The sequence below is a fragment of the Anabaena sp. WA102 genome, from assembly GCF_001277295.1.
Lineage (GTDB): Bacteria > Cyanobacteriota > Cyanobacteriia > Cyanobacteriales > Nostocaceae > Dolichospermum > Dolichospermum heterosporum.
In genome coordinates this window covers 4806791-4823399 of the sequence record NZ_CP011456.1, presented here as the reverse complement: position 1 = coordinate 4823399, position 16609 = coordinate 4806791, and the positions used below count along the sequence as shown (strand labels likewise).

Here is a 16609-nt window from a genome sequence, read left to right as displayed (position 1 = left end):
CAAGACATAAAAAATATAGTATTCTCGCAACTGAATCGGTTTTAATGGGAAACAGTCATTAAACGCAAGGGGGAAAGTCTGGTGTAAATCCGACACTGTCCCGCAGATGTAAGGAGATTTATTCTCTAAGTCAGAATGCCCGCCGAAAGCAAAAAACTCACATCCATTTGCGTGGTACAGATGATTCAGACCATGAATGTTTCCATAGGAATTAATCAGTTTAGACCCCCAGAGAAACCCTACAAATTGTGTACTGTTCTGAGATTATTAACCGTCAATTTAATTATTTGCAATCCTGCACTTAAGAAAGTGGGAAGCTTTTATAGGTGAGACTTATTGCTATCTTCGTTAGATATATTTTGACAATAATAGAAAAGATGACAGCAAGTGAATCTTGTCCGTTTTCGTGTGCGGTTAATTATGCTTCTTTACACATTTTACAGTAGCCATATTGTAAAAACTCTTATGTCTGCGTTTCCGAATTATTCCTCAACATTTCTAAATCAATGCTCAATCAAAAACATAATCTATTTGTCTGTACTACTTGTGGTAGTAAGTGGCAAGATGGTAAGCGGGTTGGTGAAAGTCAAGGTGAACAACTACTAAAACAACTTCAAGAACTTGCTCAAGATAGTGAATTGCACAATCAATTCTGCATTCAGGGGGTTGAATGTATGAGCGCTTGCAGTCATTCCTGCGTGATTGCTTTTGTAGCCGAAGGAAAATCAACCTATCTCTTTGGTGATTTACCAGTAGATAGTAGTCCATCTGCGGTACTAGAATGTGCAAGTCAGTATTATACAAAATATGATGGTGTATTGCCTTGGTCAGAACGTCCAGAACCTTTAAAAAAAGGCATTTTAGCAAAGATTCCCGCACTAGGTGAGTGGGCAAAATTAAACAACAATAGTTGATAGGGAACGGGAAACAGAAGAATCAGTTGAGTCATTAATTCCGTCCGATTACTTATCAAAAAAAATAACCCAAAATGACCTCTAAAAACAACACCTAAATCAATCAATCCTGATTTCATTTACTTATCTAGAAAATATCTTTCAGAGGAAGAAGCAACAGGGAACAGAAAAAACTCATGTTTCTAAACATGAGATTAAAATAATGACACTGTTTTTTTTCGTGCTACGCATCTTTTAAAAACATCTTTTTCTTGACTGAAGCTCTAAACTGGTGCAAATGAGTGTTTCTTATCTGTTCCCTGTTCCCTGTTCCCTTTTTTTGTAAGTCAATTCAATCCTCTCCTCATACAACTGCATGAAACTACATTCATTGATCTTATTTAGTATCACGGCTACTCTTTTATTATCTCTACCAGTTAAAGCAAATCCTGATAACAACCAGCTTGAGAACCCAAATAGCTGGAGTCAAAATAAATCAAGTGTACAATTGCCGGAAATTAAATTTATTCCTCCAGATTCTGTCAGTAATACCAGTCCAATAGAGACTCATAACTTCACTGGTATATTTCCTTTGGGAAGAGAAATCTCAGAACTACAAACTCCTATTAAAACATTAATGGCTCGCTACAAGTTTCTTTCTCCTGGTATCTTTTTTATGGACTTGAACACAGGAGATTATTTAAGCATTAATGGCGATAAATCTTTTGCGGCTGCTAGTACAATTAAATATCCAATTTTGGTTGCTTTATTTCAGCAAGTAGATGCTGGAAAAATTCAATTAGATGAAACATTGGTTATGGGGAAAAAACATATTGCTGGTGGTTCGGGAAATATGCAGTATGGGCGGTTAGGAAGTAAGTTTAGTCTCTTAGAAACTGCAACTAGGATGATGACTATTAGCGATAACACCGCCACAAATATGATCATAGAGCGTTTGGGTGGAATTACTCAATTAAATCAAAAATTTCGCAGTTGGGGATTGCAAAATACTGTGATGCGAAATCGCCTGGGAGATTTTCAAGGAACTAATAAAACCAGTGCTAAAGATTTGGTAAAACTATCAGCTTTAATGGAAAATAATCAGTTACTTTCCAATACAAGTCAATTACAAGTAATAGGTATTATGAATGGTTGTCATAATAGAAGTTTATTACCTTCTGGTTTAGGTTCTGGTGCTAAGATAGCGCACAAAACAGGGACACTCAGGTTTATATTAGGGGATGCGGGTATTATTGAAACGCCATCAGGTAAGCGTTATTTAGCAGGAGTTTTTGTGCAAAGACCAAATAATGATCCTAGAGGAACAGATTTTATTCGTCAAGTTTCTCAGGTAGTATATGGTTATTTTGACCAAGCAAAAGTAAGTAACCAAGTAAGATTATAGACAAGTACCACAGGGCGTAAATAAACCAATCATTTTCAATCACTAAAAAGATGATGATCATTAACTTACCCCCCAGTGTACTAGGAGTGAATTATATTCTAAGCAAAGACAAACTGTTTAGGATCTGTCAAATTCAAACTACTAGCTTGAATCCCAGTGAGAGTCGCTAAAGTTTGATTATTGAAGACAATCGCAGTATCTCCACCAACTTGATTTAACTTGAGTGTAGATGAGGTAATGCCGGTAATGGACTATATTCTACCCAATTTAATTACCGCAAAACCTATATTCCCAAAGAGGCTTATCTGTTAGTTAAAGCTGAACAGGCGTTTTTATTAATTGGGGAAATGAAAAAGACGGCATTTGTGGGGTTGACGATCGCCTATGATTTTTTTGATGCTGAAGTCGAGGAAGAAGAAGACGATGAACTAAATTTTTCTATGTTTTAATGATCAGGAGTATAAATTATGGATACTATTCTACACTTAGAACATCAAGGTAAAACCGCCCGCCTATCCTTGCAATCGTTGCCACGCCGCCGTCCCAAACCAGTAATTCAGCAAAAAACTCAGGTAGGGGCAATTACGCCTTATAAACTGATCAATGGCATTAATGCGATGATCGATCCGTTTCAGGCTCAACCGTCAGATTTTATCGCTCTTGACCCAGAATTAAAATTGGAGGGAGCAGGACAAATATTGGAAACAGAGATGATTTCCACCGCTTATTACAATTCTAGTAATCGCCTGGATGGACTCAAACCCGTCACTGACTTTAAATTTGTTGATATTATTTACGATCAGCAAGGACAAGAAAAAGAACGCCGCCCCCATCTGATTCGTAAATCCAATCTCAACGATCACCTTCCTATTAAAACAGGTAAACGTCTCCCTATTACCCAAGCATTTACGGACTTTGTGTTCCGGTATACCTATCAAATCGTCCATGAAGACGGCGTGACAATGGAATTTTTATTTAATATCGCCCAAGAACTTCATCAAAACCAGGAAGTAGCTGTGGTGGGGGCTGGTACTAAAGGTAATCAACCACTGGTGATTCGGGAAAAGGGTAGTCCCTATCGCGGATTTTTGTATGGTGAAATTGGTCAGGGTGAAAACGAAGGTAAGTATAAATTATTGCTACTGTTGAGCGATCGTGAACTAAAAATCGTGGACGAATAAACTAGGGAGGCATCTATGCTCGACACCTATATTGATATTTCTAAATTAGTTCCCAAAACTGGTAATTATCAGATTGCTACTGGTAGTGCAGTTAGGGACTTAACTCTGCTGGAAATCGCTAGTCAATACGAAACCCAAGTTAGTCGCAAAATGATCGCATTGACTCAAAACCAACTGGGTAAACGATTTGGCACCACCGAACTAGTATTGCAAACTACCAAAGTTGATGGTGAAGGGGTTTTTATTTATTTTGAACGCTCTAAAAATGTCTGCTTTTGCTTTAATGCTCCCTCTGGACGGGTGCGGATTAATTTCCCTGCCCTTGATGCCTTAGAAGGAGTTTTACGCCAATCCACTGTCCAAAAAGGATTGTTTAGAGCCGAACTGTATTTACAGGAACAAATCCATGACCGCCGTGCCACCATTGGGGATGTGTTAAGGATTTCCTTCAGCAATTCTCATTTTAAGGTTTCATGACATTTAAACCCTTACATTCATAGGGTTTTACAATTCTTAACAAATCCGGGGATAGCGAAGCGCTGCTGCAAGCAGTTCGCTGAAATGGCGCAAACTCGTTTCAAAATGAGAATTGCTGCTTGAGAAGGTCATAACTTGCGTTTTTACGTCCATATATCCCCTTTAGGCAAAAGCTCAAATTGTGACCTTGCAAAGTATAAAAAAATTTTCCAATACATCTTCTTAAAAATTTTCCTCATCTCCATTTAGTATAAGCAAGAAAATATAATCTTAAATTAGATTGCATTAGAATATATTTTAATCAATATGTATAAGCGAAAATTTCCCAGTATTATGGCGAGGGGAGCGATCGCCCCAGGCATCGGGTCTCATATCCCTGATAAGACCGAAGGAATAGAAATAGCACTCTCTAGAAATCACCTTTCTATTGTTAGAATTATTGAGAATAATGCTTTGTTAGGAACTAAATTTAAGTTATTATGTTAAAATAATTGTGTCTGTTATCCAAAGGATAAAGTATGACCACAACAATTTCCACACATCTACAATCAACACTATATGAAACAGATCATTATCTGTGGATAGAAAACACACTCAAACAGCTAGAAAACAGAGATATTAATAATTTAGATTGGCAGCATTTAGCAGAAGAGATTGAAGCATTGGGAATAGAACAAAGACGCAAAGTAGAAAGTTATTTGAAGCAGTTATTAATCCATCTTCTGCTTTGTTGTTATTGGGAAACTGAAAAAGAAACCTGTCAACGAGGTTGGCAAATTGAAATCTCTAACTTCCGTGACGAATTGGAATTTTCTTTTCGCTCCAAAACACTTTACAACTATTTCCTGAGTTGTTTAGAACAGGTTTATACTAAAGCTAGAAGACAAGCAATTCAAAAGACAGGTTTACCTGGTGAGATTTTTCCAAAGCAATGTCCTTTTAGTCTTGAAGATATTCTTAATAATGAATATTTCCCCTAATTTTTTTAGAGGTTGTTTGAAAACTTTTTCGTGTAGGATCTGACACCCGCAGATCCCCCTAAATCCCCCTTGAAAAGCGGGACTTTGAGGAATTTAGCCCCCCTTTGTAAGTAACTGTTCACACCCCCCAGGAAAAAGGGATGAAGAGGCAACAGGAATAGGGAGATGTTTTATACTAGAGATATCAAGAAGGCGTAAGCGTTGCGCGACCTAGGAATCGCCTAGCGTGGAAAATTAAGAGGTGACAGGAATGGGGGGATGTTTGATACCCCGACGAGCAAGAGTGAGAACTTGAGCTACATAAGTCCAAGGGTCGATTTTTCGCAACCGACAGGTTTGCACAACACTCAAAATAGAGCAATAAGCTAAACTACCCTCAGTGGTACGAGTCCCATAGCTAATCCGTCGGGAAATGACAGCATGTCGTAAAGCCCGTTCTGCCCTTGGTTTGATGTCCACATTCACAAGTCGCTTGATAGTCATGATGAAGAACGCAAACCACTTCAATTCCTGAATCTCGCTTCTCTAATTCCAAAACGTAATAGCCCATGTATGGCTTGATGGCTGGGTCTATTTCTAAGCTCTGATTACATGATGCACAGTTTTCAGGATGATCCGGTATGATTTGAGTCGCAACTAAGGGTGTACTTCGCCACATCCCCTTAGCACCTACCTGCTTTCCCGGTGGTTTCTTCCCAAATCCAAGACTTGTTGATCTTTGTTATAAATTACTTCCCAGTTAGTTTGAGTGTAAAGAATATTTTCACCAATTGATTTTGCTGCTTCCGCATGATTTAAAAGGCCCAGTATATCAGCAGTTAAGGTAGTACCCCAACGATTACCTTTTCTTTTCATAGAACTGATACCTAAACCCGCAGATGTAGGATTTTGCCAAATCATTAACCGAATTAATCCATGATCTGCATTTTGATGATAAAGTCGAATTGACTGTAAAGGTGAATTTACCCGATATAGTTGATAAGCTATAGTTGCGGTTAATTCTCCTATTTCTCCAATCCGATAACCAAATTGTTGCCAATATTGAATTGCGGAAATAGCATCTGGGACACCAATACAGACTTCATAGACACTGCTAATTGTTGTATTACTGGTTAAATTCATAATTTATTGAGGTAGGTAGAAAAATTTATGGTAAAACGGAATAATTCGGTTAAATCCATATCTGCAAATGGAGGAAGTTATGAAGCTAAGATAGCAGAAATTGAAACTATTATCACTCGCATTGAGGGAGGTGAATTAGAATTAGCCGATGTATTTACGGAATTTGCGACTGCGGTTGAGTATTTACAAGAATGTGATAGTTTTTTACAGCAGCGACAACAGCAAGTAAATTTGTTAATTGAAACTTTGCAAGATGATGACCAGTAAATAAACGGGAGACAACCGAAATATGCGACAATAAGTAATTGGACAAAAATATTTACAGTCATTGCGAGCGAAGGGAAGCAATCACAAATCTTGGAATTGCTTCATTTCACTTCGTTCCATATGGCTAACGCCACGCAACGCTTACGCAATGACATTATGTAATTAATTCTGTCTCACTACTTACAGCGATTTCCAATCATATAAGGTACATCTTAGCCCCCTCATCGCTTGCGGGGAGGGGGTTGGGGGTGGGGTTCTTGTTCCGGGTTTGATGACAATTTGCTGTAATCCATTTATAGGATTCTTTCTTTTCTATGGGTAAGTTTTTATATTCTCTTTCATTCTTATCTGCATGGTCTATTTCTCTAGTCCACAGTTGTACTGTACTTAACCCTAACGGGAATCCATTTTCTGCATCTAATATCAGTGTTGGGTGAATGTAAAATCCCACATCTTTGTTATTCCCTACTACTCCTATTCCTTCTGGCTTCAGTCTCCCTATATGTGACTGCAAGTTAATTTCACTCGTATCATTAATTGCTAATATATGTTTTCCATTCACATTTAATGCACAATGCTCTCCCACACTGGCAACTAGTTCTCCTATCCTTACATTCTCATTCTCTAAGAATCTATAATATCCCACTTGTTCGGCTCTATTTTTGCTTATTCTCCGAATATTTACGGTTTGCTGTTGTGCCATTGCTGCATACAGTTTAGCCCCCTTTTTAACCGTCTTGGGTCTCCGAATGCTTTCATCTGATATTTTCCCCGTGAATTAAAATTGGATTTTCCACCTGTGTTTTCCCCTTGCTTTTTTCTCTCTCTACTTTACTTTCTTTTGTGTTTCTTTTGGAAATTTAATCCCTTTTACATCTCCAAACGCTTTCTGGGTAAGGTTGTGTGTACACCGTAGCCCCGCAAGCGAGGATGGGGCTATAATATACTCGATATGATGAGGAAATGCTAATTAATAACTAAATCCTACAAATCTTTTTGGGGAATTGGTTCATGAAACTCGATCATTAACTGCATGGTTTCTACAGCTAAATCACGTAAATCTTGATTGAGATATACAGCACCTTGAGAACCAAACCAACGGTCAAAAATCGCCACATATTTGGGGTTATCGTTGACAAATCCTTGCATAAATTTGACGAGGGAATAATTCACTGAATTGAGGAATTTAGAGTTATTCTCAGGAACCATACAAGCAATTCCTTCTCGTGAATAGGGACGAGGGGGGACTATGGCAAAACTATCTGGATTTTTTGCTGTTTGTAACCATCCTTCTAAAAGAATGCTATCGGATGCAAAAGCGTCAATTTTACCCTGTTCCAAAGCTGCAAATGCTTCCGGTCTAGTCTTAAAATATACAAGTTTAGATTGGGGTTGTATTTGCTTGATTGCTTGTTCATTGGTAGTTCCAGCTAACACACCCACACGCTTATTAATCAGGGATTCTGGTGAACCTAAATTGGTTTCCTTTTTAATTAAAATTTGCGTCCCTGTGACACCATAACTAATAGAAAAATCAACTTTTTTATCTCGTTCCCAAGTAAAACTACTGGCATCACAGACAATATCAACTTGTCGGTTAATTATCTTGGGAATCCTTGCTGCTGGGGTAACTGCAACTAATTTAAGTGTAATTTTTTTGCCTAATTCTTTCTCTAATTGCTGTTGGATTAAAGTTAGCATATTCACAGAATAACCAGTCAATTTTCCTTGACTGTCGGAGTAGGCAAATGGTAAAGCATCTTTGCTTGTACCAGCAGTTAATACTCCTGTTCGGGCTACTTTTTCCATCACTGTCTCTGCCTTAGCAACACCGGGTATTAATCCTGATAATATCAAACCGAAGATCACAGGGGCAATATTTTTATATATCTTCGACATAGTAAAAGCAGGTAAATGGGAGAGATTTATTTTGGTACTTACAAACATATTAATCTTGGGGAATCCATAGAATCAAAATGATTAAATTATCTCTATTAAAGACCAAGTTAACAGTTCTAGAAATGATTCTTCACATTAGACCCTGCACAGAATTATGAAACCAATTAATTTATCCGTCTTGATCTGCGTTTATCTGCGTTTATCTGCGGTCAATTATTCTGGAAATCTGATTCTATACAACTTCATTTTAATTTGGTATTGCACAATTATTGATAGTTATATGTCAGGATTTAATTGGAATTGATCGCTTGCAAAGTCATCATCCTTGCTCTATGATATTTTAAAATAATGGTTTATAAACGTGGAAATTAGCTATTTTAGGTAAATTTATGACAGAAATTAAATTTGCTATTGAAGGTGAAGACGCAATTACAGCCACAGAGGAACTTTTGGCAATTGAAGGTATAACTGGGAACTATACCGTAAATTCGGAAGACGTGAAGAAAGAGGCGGTCATTACCACAGTTGCCACTATAGTCGGTTTGGTGGGTGGTGCGATCGCTATTGCTGAACAAATCCGCAAATGGTATCAAGAGTATCAACAAAATCAGTCAGGTAAAAAGATTGCCAAAGTTCTGATTGTTGGCCGCAATGGTAGACGATTACTGTTAGAAAATGCCACAATTGATGAAATTCGCCAAATTTTAGAATCATAACGTGCAGATTCTTCACCTTGACCTGAAAGCTGTTGCAGGTAATTATGTAGAGTTACGCTACTTTACTGATAATTACAACCAATACGAAAGACGTACACTCCCCTTGAGCGAAATTACCGATTTAATTGAGTTAGCAGAAAGAGATTATTACGTTTCCTCATTTGCTGAAGATTATGCAGTGACTGGGTTACGGCTGTATAACTGGTTAGATGGGACTGACAGATGGTTACAAAAACTCATCAATCAATATCAGCGTCAAGGAATCATTTTAGCCATTGCTACAGCCGAAAAACTCGCCCATTTACCTTGGGAAGTTCTGCACAATGGTAAAACCTTTCTCGTTGAACGGTCAATTATTCCTGTACGGTGGGTATCATCGGACTCTGTAAAAACATTGTCTGTGGAAACAAAACCAGAGAACCGCGCTTTGCAAGTTTTATTTATGGCTACTTCCCCCCAAGGAGTAGAACCTGTATTAGATTTTGAAGCCGAGGAAGCGCGAATTTTGGAAGCGACAGGAAGACAACCTTTAGCTTTGACAGTGGAGGAAAGCGGTTGTTTATCGGAATTGCGCTATTTAGTGGATTATTACGGTAAAGATTATTTTGATATTTTCCATATTACCGGTCATGCCACAATTACCAACGGACAACCGGAATTTATTACCGAAACCGAAACCGGAGAAGCTTTTTATGCTAGTGCAGAACATTTCAAACAAGCACTACAATTCCGATTACCAAAATTGATTTTCCTTTCTGGTTGTCGCACTGGACAAGCTGGAGGTGATGGTGATAATTATGGTTCAGTCCCTTCAATGGCGGAAGAATTACTCAAAGCTGGTGCTAAAGCCGTTTTGGGATGGGGACAGAAAGTTTTAGAATCTGATGCAACAGCAGCCGCAGCCACATTATATCAAGAATTAGCAGCAGGAAAGCAAATCACCGAAGCAGTTGCCAGTACCTATCAAACATTATACTCCATCCATCTTGAAAACTTGGGTTTTCGCCATAGAAAAACTATAGGTTTCAACTTAGACGGGGTTTAATCAAAAACCAAGCGCGGGATTGGCATTTATTGCGATTATATGCGGCGGATAGTTTACCAGGAGAATTGGTGACACCATTGCGGACTCAGGGAAGGAAACCAGCACCACCTCTTTCTGTGAGTACGGAATTTTTAGATCCTGCGGGTAAGGTGAAAGTCCCCACCCGTGAGAGTTTTGTTGGTCGTCGTCGTCAATTGCAAAGTTGTTTAAGGACGTTGACACAATCAACGGAAGAAATAGGGGTATTAATTTATGGCATGGGTGGTTTAGGTAAAAGTAGTTTAGCAGCTAGACTTTGTGACCGCCTCCCGAATTTTCAGCGTGTTGTCTTGGTAGGGAGAATTGATGAACCGAGTTTAGTTAGTCGGTTGGTGGAAAAGTTGGATGATAACGAACAACGCAAACAGCTACAAAATCCTGATGAGGAATTGAGATTTAGATTCAAGCGGGTATTTCAGCAGTTGTGGGAAGCAGGGAAAGATCCGTTTTTGTTGGTGTTGGATGATTTTGAGGTGAATTTAGAATTGACCTCTCCCCCAGCCCCTCTCCTGCAAGGAGAGGGGAGTTTGATTCCCCCATTCCCTCGCAGGGAAGGGGGGTTAGGGGGGTTAGGTCGTTTGCAACCCATAGCCGCAGAGGTTTTAACAGCTTTAGTTTGGGCGATTCGGGAAACATATACCAATCATTGGTTAATTCTCACCTGTCGTTATGATTTTGAATTTAGCCAGTTGCAGTATTTCTATAAACAGCCATTGGAGGGAATGAGGGGGGCAGATTTAAGAAAAAAGTGTAATCGTCTTGAGGCTTTTGGGGCAAAATCTCAGGTAGATGAGGCGTTGAAATCTCAAGCGCGGAGGTTAGCTGATGGTAATCCCCGGTTGCTGGAATGGTTGGATAAGATTTTGCAAAATTCCACAGTTGACCAAGTTGCAATTCTCAATCGTTTAGAAGTTGATGCGGTGGAGTTGCGAGAACAGGTTTTAGCTGAAGCCTTGCTGCAACAAATGGATGAAACGATGGGGGAAATGTTGTCACAGGGTTTGGTGTTTGAGTTACCAGTCCCCAGGGAAGCATTAACCGCAGTTTGTGAAAATATCCCCAATTTGGCAGATTATATCAATCGGGCGGTGGCGTTGGGATTGTTGGAAGTTAGTCCTGATAAGTCGTTGCGTGTACCGAGAATTTTGCCGTTGACGTTACCCACTCATGTAGAAACCTTGCATCAACAAGCGGCTGAGGTGTTGTATCGTTTGTGGAGAGGAGACACGAAAACCACACCTGAAGAACAACAGTTAGAAATTCATCGGTTAGCATTATTTGGAAAACAAGGGGAAATTGCCTCAACAGTTGGATCAGATTTGACGACTTACTGGAATCAAAAAAGCCGATTTCGTGAAACCATTTATCTGTGCAAATCTACCTTAGATATTGTTGAAAGCGATAAAATTCTTTTTAATCTAGCTCGTGCTGAACAAGAAATTGGTGAAATCGAACAAGCAGATCAACATTATCAACAAGCATTAGAACTCTGTTCAGCAACAGATGAAGAAGCAAAAGCAACAATTATTCATAACCAAGCTAGTACCTACCTCGATAAGGGAGAAATTGACGAAGCAATTACCTTGTACTATCGGTCTTTGGAAATTAACGAACGTACTGAAAATTCTTACAATCAGGCAGCGATTTTTCACGAATTAGGACGTTGTTACAGCAAAAAACGAGAATTTGATAAAGCATTATCTCTCTACCAAAAGTCTTTAGAAATTAAAGAATGCATTGGAGATGTAATCAATAAATCCTCAACTTTGCAATGTTTGGGTACTGTGTATGCTAGAAAAGGAGACAGAGATAAAGCACTTTTTTATTTTTATCAAGCTTTACAAATAGAAGAAGAATTTGGCAATGAAACAGGTAAAGGAAAAGCTTCTATTTTGATGCAGATGGGACAGCTTGCATATAGTGAAAAGGATTTTGTGACTGCACGGAAATATTTACAGAAATCCTTTGAGATATTCCAGCAGATCGAATCCCCTAACGCTGAAAAAGTGAAGGAAATAATTAACCGTATAGAAAATTAACGCATTAATTATTCAATTTGCACCAATTAGCTGTTATCTATGCCGACACGGGAAAAATAGAGGAAGCGATCGCCCTCTACCACCAGGTTTTACAAATTGATCAAAGCATTGGCAATGTCCAAGGTCAGGCGATAACGTTGGCGATGTTGGGGCAGTTGTTAGCAGATGAAAAAGGAGATTTTGTGACTGCACTGGAATATTTACATCAGTCTTTGGAGATATTGCAGCTTGTCAAATCGCCTGATGCTGAGACAGTGAGGGGAATTATCAAACGAGTGCAAGAAATGGCAAATGGTTAAGGTAATTTCTTAAACTTGTAAATTTTGAAAATGCTGGAACAAACATCAAAACAACAAACTGAATGGGAGTTTGCAGAAATCTGGGTAGATACTTTGATATCTCCTCCTTATATTCTGATGTTAGTCAAAGAACAATCAGGAAAATTCTGTATCCATAACCCTGCACAAAACTATAAAATCATCTTTGCTAGTGACAATTATGAAGCCGCTAAAATATGGCTACTAGAGGATGAATATGAGCGATTGAATAGTCGTATTTTACAACAAGATGCTGATGATGAAGATTAAAAGAGACGTTGACTAAAACGCCTCCTTGTTTAGGATATGTCTAATCAACCTTAAACCTAGCTAATAATTCCTCACGGGAAAGATTAAGTAATAACTGAGTTCTTTCTGTGGGAGAAAGTTCCATCAACTGACTGATAATAGCAGATAACTCCTCATCTAAATTACCAAAACGCACCGCTAACAAACTCTCTACCATCAAACGCTGTCCATCTTGTCTTCCTGCTTCTATTCCCTCTTGTTTCCATTCTTCACACTGTTTAAGATACGCAGGTGATAAACTCATAATTAACTCCCTTACCTCTTCATCATTGACATTACTATTCAATTCTAAATTTTTCCGCCAAGATGCGAAAATTCTTACTAGATACTTCCATTTATCGTTCTCTTTTGATAGTTCAACTACTTCGCTGATAGCTTCATTTTGAGTTCTACCTTTTCCTAATACCCTTAACCATAGTGTATCCTCTGTCATGGGTAACTGGTTAATAGCCACAATAGCCGCTTTCTGGTATTTTGGCAGAAAATAAACTCCTTTTTCCCATCCCTCCTTTGTTTTTGCTCCAAACCCTTCCAAGATTCTTTCAGAACAAGTGGGTGTTAAAATCCATAGAAAAGGTAATTCTTCTTCAGAGATAGAACGTTTTTCTCTTTTGGCTTGTCTTAACAATTCACCCTGAACGCTATACAATTTTAACAAACAACTTCTAATTTCTACCTCGTTAGGTGCATTGCGGTAAGGTTCAAAAAGACAGCTTTTAACTGCCATTTTTCCTAATAATCCTAATTCAGAATTTATCGCTGTTGTCGTCGGAACAAACCAAACATCTATTTCCTGAACTTCGCTTTTGACATCTTTACTGGTTTCTACCTTACCTAAAGGTTTTAATAATTCTTCTAGGTATTCTTTAGCCAGTTGGTCGTGCAGTTGTCGTGTCATCATTCCCCGCTGGGTTGTCAGCTTGACTATTCTGGTATTTATTTCAAGATAGTTCTTCCTTATCAATTTTACTATAGCAAATTTCAAATCAATCGTCAAGCATCTAAATACTGTTTTTGCGCGAAAAATCAAAGGTTAATTAACCACTAAATTCATCAATTCTGCGCTAAGTGCCAAAACAACATACACTTTTTGTGAATTAAGCTAACAAAAGGAGTTGACTGTGACTAAGTTCTTATTCGTAACCGATTTAGATCATACCTTCGTAGGCCATGATCAGGCATTATTGCAGTTGAGCGATCGCTTGCAACAACATCGTCGACAACATGGGACAAAGATAGTCTACTCTACAGGGCGATAGTGAAGCGCTGCTGCAAGCAGTTCCGTCTATTCCTTACCGAGAACTACAATTTGATACTCTCGTCCTACCCGTCAACTATCTAAAGTTTGATTTTTAAGTAATATGACATATTTAGCTAAAATCCTGCGAAATTATGTAATGCTTAACTAACTTGTTTCCTGCAACCAGACAAGTTTTAAAGGAAGCAGGTCCTGATGTGGGAGCATCAATTGATTCAGTGGGAGGAATTGCGATCGCAGTCTTAAATAACGGTTTGCGTCCTTTCCTTGCTAAGTGGCATCCTCTCTTACAAACATGGGAAGCACAGCGTCCTCCTCATCTGAGTGCGAAAGAACATGAGCGCAATTGGTCTGAAGAAACAAAATTGAGGGCTGAGTTAGAATTACTGAGGAAAGACTTGGAAAAATATGCCAACGCATTAGCGGAAATTGCTGGAGTCAAGGAAAAACAAAAGGAAGTGAACAATGGCTGAATTTGATGTTTTTTTAGCTCACAATAGTATAGATAAGCCTGTACTTAAAGTTATTTATGAAGCACTTAAAAAGCGTGGTATAACCTCGTGGTTAGATGGAGAAGAAATTCGTCCAGGAAGTTTATTTCAAGATGCAATACAAAAAGGAATTCCATTAAGTAAATCAGCCGCTATATTTATTGGAAAAAGTGGATTAGGAATGTGGCAAGGACTGGAATTAAAAGTAATTTTGTCAATGTGTTTAAAACAGAATATACCAGTAATTCCTGTGTTATTGCCAGGAGTGTCCGACTTACCCCCGGATATGCTTTTTTTGAAAGAATTCAATTATATAAATATTTATGACGGTGAGATAGTCAATAAAATTGTCAATAAACGTGTTTTAGATTTATTACAATGGGGCATAAAAGGCCAGAAACCAGAAGATTATTCAGCAGAACAGATAAAGATAAAGCCAGGAAAAATACCGAATAAAGAAAAGTTAGTAGACTTAGTAATTCAAGATATTTATGATAGAAAGGATAATCCCTACGCAGACGCTACAATATGGTTTGATGCTATTGAAAAAATTATTGATGATTTAGTTGATGATTTAGTTGATGCTATTGCAGAAAATAATGATAAAAACAAAAATAAAATATTGCCTCGATTGGGTAAAATTCCTATTTTTACTGCATATAGAAATTCTCAAGAATTACTGATAAATAAATACATTATGAATCAAATTAAAAATAAGCTAGAAAAAAAAGGAAAAAATAAAAACGAAATTGGGCTCTTGCGTCTCTTTTATGGAGAATTAATACTAAAGTGCCAGTTTAATAAACTACGTAATCGGAAATTACTAAAGTTACGAAAGCCATATCCAAGTCTTTTGATTAATTTGAGTTTATTATTAATTCCTTCAACAGTACCACTCGTAGTTCTGCCATCAAAATAACCTACGACTTCACCAAACCATCTAATCATTGTTCCTATACTTTTGGGAAAATACGAAAGTCCATTATGCATCCAATCTAATAAATTGATTATGCTTTCACCCCAAGACTTAGTAGATTCAAATATGTCTCGAAATTCTTCTTTTAGGGTGTGCATTTTTGCAAGAATAGGGGAAACTTCTCGCACATTATTTAATCTTTCTTTTTGTTGTTCATTTAAAGAATCTTCGTTTTTTATTAAGCTATATTTGCTTTTATTTAATCCTGCTAATATTCGGTCTCGCTCTGATTTATTATCTAAAGACGTGGCGGCTCTTTTTTCAGATTTACGCATAGCATCTAATTCATCATTTACTTGTTTCATTACGTGAAATCTATCAGCAGTTATATTTGCATTTGGCATTAATTCTTCTACTAAACTTTTATAAGGAGACCAGAGATCCATGCTCACTTCAACTATTTGTTCAAGTACCTGAGATCCCCATTTGACAATAACTTCGCGTATTTCTTCTATTCTTCTTGACTTCACCAACTCAATTGGTTTACGAGTATCTAAATCTACTAATACTGCTAAATAATTTCCTTGACCTTTCACCAAAGCAATTTCATCTATACCTAACCTTTTTACCTGACTTAAATTAATGTTTAATAGTTGTGATACTTGTGCTTTTAACATTGATTCAACTTCTTCATCGCTCAAGTCATTTCTTTTGGCAACACTATGAATATTACTGTTTAATACTTGTTCAACTATATCTCTGGCTAATCTTTTAGTATATCCTTTACTTTTATCTACAAAGTTTAGATTTTCACTAAATACTTTTTGACACTTATGACATTTGAATTGGCGACGATTTATTTTTAACAATACTGGTTTTTCACTCCAAGATAAATCATGAATCATTCGCCAATGATTTTGATGTATACTATAGGTAGTTTTTTCACAGAATGGACAAGTAGAATTATTAACAGCTTTTTCTATTGTTATAATTATTCCTGCCCCTTCGATTTCTTGAAAATCTAACACTTTCATATCTGGGAGATTGAGAATTTGATCTACAGAAAATTTCATAGCTATCACCAAAACTTTTGTATTTTATAATTATCATTATATCATCATTGCTATCTGAACATATTTAAAATCTTGTAATCTCTTGCTGGTACTGAAGTCTGAGACTTAATGAATATAAATTTTAGGTACTAAATTTTAGTTATTTGAGTTTCCACCATAAAAGTACCGCAAGAGCCCGAAAT

The 16609-nt window shown here is 37.5% G+C and carries 16 protein-coding genes, 5 pseudogenes and 1 riboswitch; of the genes and pseudogenes, 15 read left to right on the top strand and 6 right to left on the bottom strand.

The annotated features are described in order from the left end of the window. Positions 1-19 precede the first annotated feature (19 nt). Positions 20-161: riboswitch (cobalamin riboswitch) on the top strand. Positions 162-506: 345 nt separating this feature from the next. The 6 genes from AA650_RS21185 to AA650_RS21165 all read left to right on the top strand — a co-directional run bounded on the left by AA650_RS21185 (position 507) and on the right by AA650_RS21165 (position 4936). Then, the gene (locus AA650_RS21185) at positions 507-914 is read left to right on the top strand and encodes a DUF1636 family protein (RefSeq protein ID WP_053540547.1); all 408 of its coding nucleotides are present in this window, start codon (positions 507-509) and stop codon (positions 912-914) included. A gap of 355 nt (positions 915-1269) precedes the next feature. Further along, positions 1270-2298, top strand: a complete 1029-nt coding sequence (locus AA650_RS21180; protein ID WP_053540546.1) for a serine hydrolase — start codon at positions 1270-1272, stop codon at positions 2296-2298. Positions 2299-2765: 467 nt separating this feature from the next. After that, a complete protein-coding gene (locus tag AA650_RS21175) occupies positions 2766-3479 on the top strand; it encodes a hypothetical protein (RefSeq protein WP_053540545.1) in 714 nt (237 codons plus the stop codon). 15 nt (positions 3480-3494) lie between these two features. Continuing rightward, complete coding sequence (locus tag AA650_RS21170; RefSeq protein WP_053540544.1) at positions 3495-3956, top strand: hypothetical protein; 462 nt, start codon at positions 3495-3497, stop codon at positions 3954-3956. A 306-nt stretch (positions 3957-4262) separates the two neighbouring features. Beyond that, a complete protein-coding gene (locus AA650_RS28285; protein WP_199924317.1) occupies positions 4263-4442 on the top strand; it encodes a hypothetical protein in 180 nt (59 codons plus the stop codon). Between the two features lie 32 nt (positions 4443-4474). Beyond that, positions 4475-4936 (top strand): DUF29 domain-containing protein, encoded by a 462-nt coding sequence (locus AA650_RS21165; protein ID WP_039205263.1) that lies wholly within the window; start codon positions 4475-4477, stop codon positions 4934-4936. A gap of 234 nt (positions 4937-5170) precedes the next feature. Here AA650_RS21165 and AA650_RS28855 read toward each other — a convergent pair whose 3' ends face one another. Both AA650_RS28855 and AA650_RS21155 read right to left on the bottom strand, forming a co-directional pair. Then, positions 5171-5419 carry a hypothetical protein gene (locus AA650_RS28855; RefSeq protein WP_053540543.1) on the bottom strand — a complete coding sequence of 83 codons (249 nt, stop codon included), beginning with the start codon at positions 5417-5419 and terminating at the stop codon, positions 5171-5173. 225 nt (positions 5420-5644) lie between these two features. Beyond that, a pseudogene (locus tag AA650_RS21155) lies at positions 5645-6058 on the bottom strand (VOC family protein); the annotation flags it as partial. 27 nt (positions 6059-6085) lie between these two features. On the opposite strand from AA650_RS21155, the gene xseB reads away from it, so the two are divergent. Next, complete coding sequence (gene xseB, locus AA650_RS21150; RefSeq protein WP_053540542.1) at positions 6086-6325, top strand: exodeoxyribonuclease VII small subunit; 240 nt, start codon at positions 6086-6088, stop codon at positions 6323-6325. Positions 6326-6611: 286 nt separating this feature from the next. Here xseB and AA650_RS27070 read toward each other — a convergent pair. Beyond that, positions 6612-7028: pseudogene (locus AA650_RS27070) on the bottom strand (IS4-like element ISSysp3 family transposase); the annotation flags it as partial. 281 nt (positions 7029-7309) lie between these two features. After that, positions 7310-8224 (bottom strand): amino acid ABC transporter substrate-binding protein, encoded by a 915-nt coding sequence (locus AA650_RS21140; RefSeq protein WP_234413238.1) that lies wholly within the window; start codon positions 8222-8224, stop codon positions 7310-7312. 389 nt (positions 8225-8613) lie between these two features. Between AA650_RS21140 and AA650_RS21135 the strand changes: the two genes are divergently transcribed. The 5 genes from AA650_RS21135 to AA650_RS21115 are packed head-to-tail and all read left to right on the top strand — an operon-like array spanning position 8614 to position 12650. Beyond that, complete coding sequence (locus AA650_RS21135) at positions 8614-8940, top strand: hypothetical protein (protein ID WP_053540541.1); 327 nt, start codon at positions 8614-8616, stop codon at positions 8938-8940. Position 8941: 1 nt separating this feature from the next. Then, the gene (locus tag AA650_RS28850) at positions 8942-9985 is read left to right on the top strand and encodes a CHAT domain-containing protein (protein WP_053540540.1); all 1044 of its coding nucleotides are present in this window, start codon (positions 8942-8944) and stop codon (positions 9983-9985) included. 29 nt (positions 9986-10014) lie between these two features. Beyond that, a complete protein-coding gene (locus tag AA650_RS28845; protein WP_053540539.1) occupies positions 10015-12063 on the top strand; it encodes a tetratricopeptide repeat protein in 2049 nt (682 codons plus the stop codon). A 17-nt stretch (positions 12064-12080) separates the two neighbouring features. Continuing rightward, positions 12081-12362, top strand: a complete 282-nt coding sequence (locus AA650_RS28840; RefSeq protein WP_053540538.1) for a tetratricopeptide repeat protein — start codon at positions 12081-12083, stop codon at positions 12360-12362. A gap of 30 nt (positions 12363-12392) precedes the next feature. Further along, positions 12393-12650 carry a hypothetical protein gene (locus AA650_RS21115; RefSeq protein WP_053540537.1) on the top strand — a complete coding sequence of 86 codons (258 nt, stop codon included), beginning with the start codon at positions 12393-12395 and terminating at the stop codon, positions 12648-12650. 40 nt (positions 12651-12690) lie between these two features. Here the strand turns inward: AA650_RS21115 and AA650_RS21110 are convergent, their stop codons facing one another. After that, a complete protein-coding gene (locus AA650_RS21110) occupies positions 12691-13587 on the bottom strand; it encodes a hypothetical protein (RefSeq protein ID WP_053540536.1) in 897 nt (298 codons plus the stop codon). Positions 13588-13810: 223 nt separating this feature from the next. On the opposite strand from AA650_RS21110, the pseudogene AA650_RS27060 reads away from it, so the two are divergent. From AA650_RS27060 to AA650_RS28835, 3 pseudogenes are all read left to right on the top strand, one after another. Further along, a pseudogene (locus AA650_RS27060) lies at positions 13811-13945 on the top strand (HAD family hydrolase); the annotation flags it as partial. A 145-nt stretch (positions 13946-14090) separates the two neighbouring features. After that, positions 14091-14420, top strand: a pseudogene (locus AA650_RS21105) (hypothetical protein); the annotation flags it as partial. Beyond that, a pseudogene (locus AA650_RS28835) lies at positions 14413-14754 on the top strand (toll/interleukin-1 receptor domain-containing protein); the annotation flags it as partial. The pseudogenes AA650_RS21105 and AA650_RS28835, both read left to right, overlap by 8 nt. 452 nt (positions 14755-15206) lie before the next feature. Here the strand turns inward: AA650_RS28835 and AA650_RS21100 are convergent. Then, entirely contained in the window at positions 15207-16427 is a 1221-nt protein-coding gene (locus tag AA650_RS21100; protein WP_053540535.1) for an ISL3 family transposase, read from the bottom strand. Between the last annotated feature and the right edge of the window lie 182 nt (positions 16428-16609).

Excerpts from the sequence above, each read along its gene's own strand:
- AA650_RS21185 (WP_053540547.1), top strand. The coding sequence starts at position 507 with ATGCTCAATCAAAAACATAATCTATTTGTCTGTACTACTTGTGGTAGT.
- AA650_RS21180 (WP_053540546.1), top strand. The coding sequence starts at position 1,270 with ATGAAACTACATTCATTGATCTTATTTAGTATCACGGCTACTCTTTTA.
- AA650_RS21175 (WP_053540545.1), top strand. The coding sequence starts at position 2,766 with ATGGATACTATTCTACACTTAGAACATCAAGGTAAAACCGCCCGCCTA.
- AA650_RS21170 (WP_053540544.1), top strand. The coding sequence starts at position 3,495 with ATGCTCGACACCTATATTGATATTTCTAAATTAGTTCCCAAAACTGGT.
- AA650_RS28285 (WP_199924317.1), top strand. The coding sequence starts at position 4,263 with ATGTATAAGCGAAAATTTCCCAGTATTATGGCGAGGGGAGCGATCGCC.
- AA650_RS21165 (WP_039205263.1), top strand. The coding sequence starts at position 4,475 with ATGACCACAACAATTTCCACACATCTACAATCAACACTATATGAAACA.
- AA650_RS28855 (WP_053540543.1), bottom strand. The coding sequence starts at position 5,419 with ATGACTATCAAGCGACTTGTGAATGTGGACATCAAACCAAGGGCAGAA.
- xseB (WP_053540542.1), top strand. The coding sequence starts at position 6,086 with ATGGTAAAACGGAATAATTCGGTTAAATCCATATCTGCAAATGGAGGA.
- AA650_RS21140 (WP_234413238.1), bottom strand. The coding sequence starts at position 8,224 with ATGTCGAAGATATATAAAAATATTGCCCCTGTGATCTTCGGTTTGATA.
- AA650_RS21135 (WP_053540541.1), top strand. The coding sequence starts at position 8,614 with ATGACAGAAATTAAATTTGCTATTGAAGGTGAAGACGCAATTACAGCC.
- AA650_RS21115 (WP_053540537.1), top strand. The coding sequence starts at position 12,393 with ATGCTGGAACAAACATCAAAACAACAAACTGAATGGGAGTTTGCAGAA.
- AA650_RS21110 (WP_053540536.1), bottom strand. The coding sequence starts at position 13,587 with ATGACACGACAACTGCACGACCAACTGGCTAAAGAATACCTAGAAGAA.
- AA650_RS21100 (WP_053540535.1), bottom strand. The coding sequence starts at position 16,427 with ATGAAATTTTCTGTAGATCAAATTCTCAATCTCCCAGATATGAAAGTG.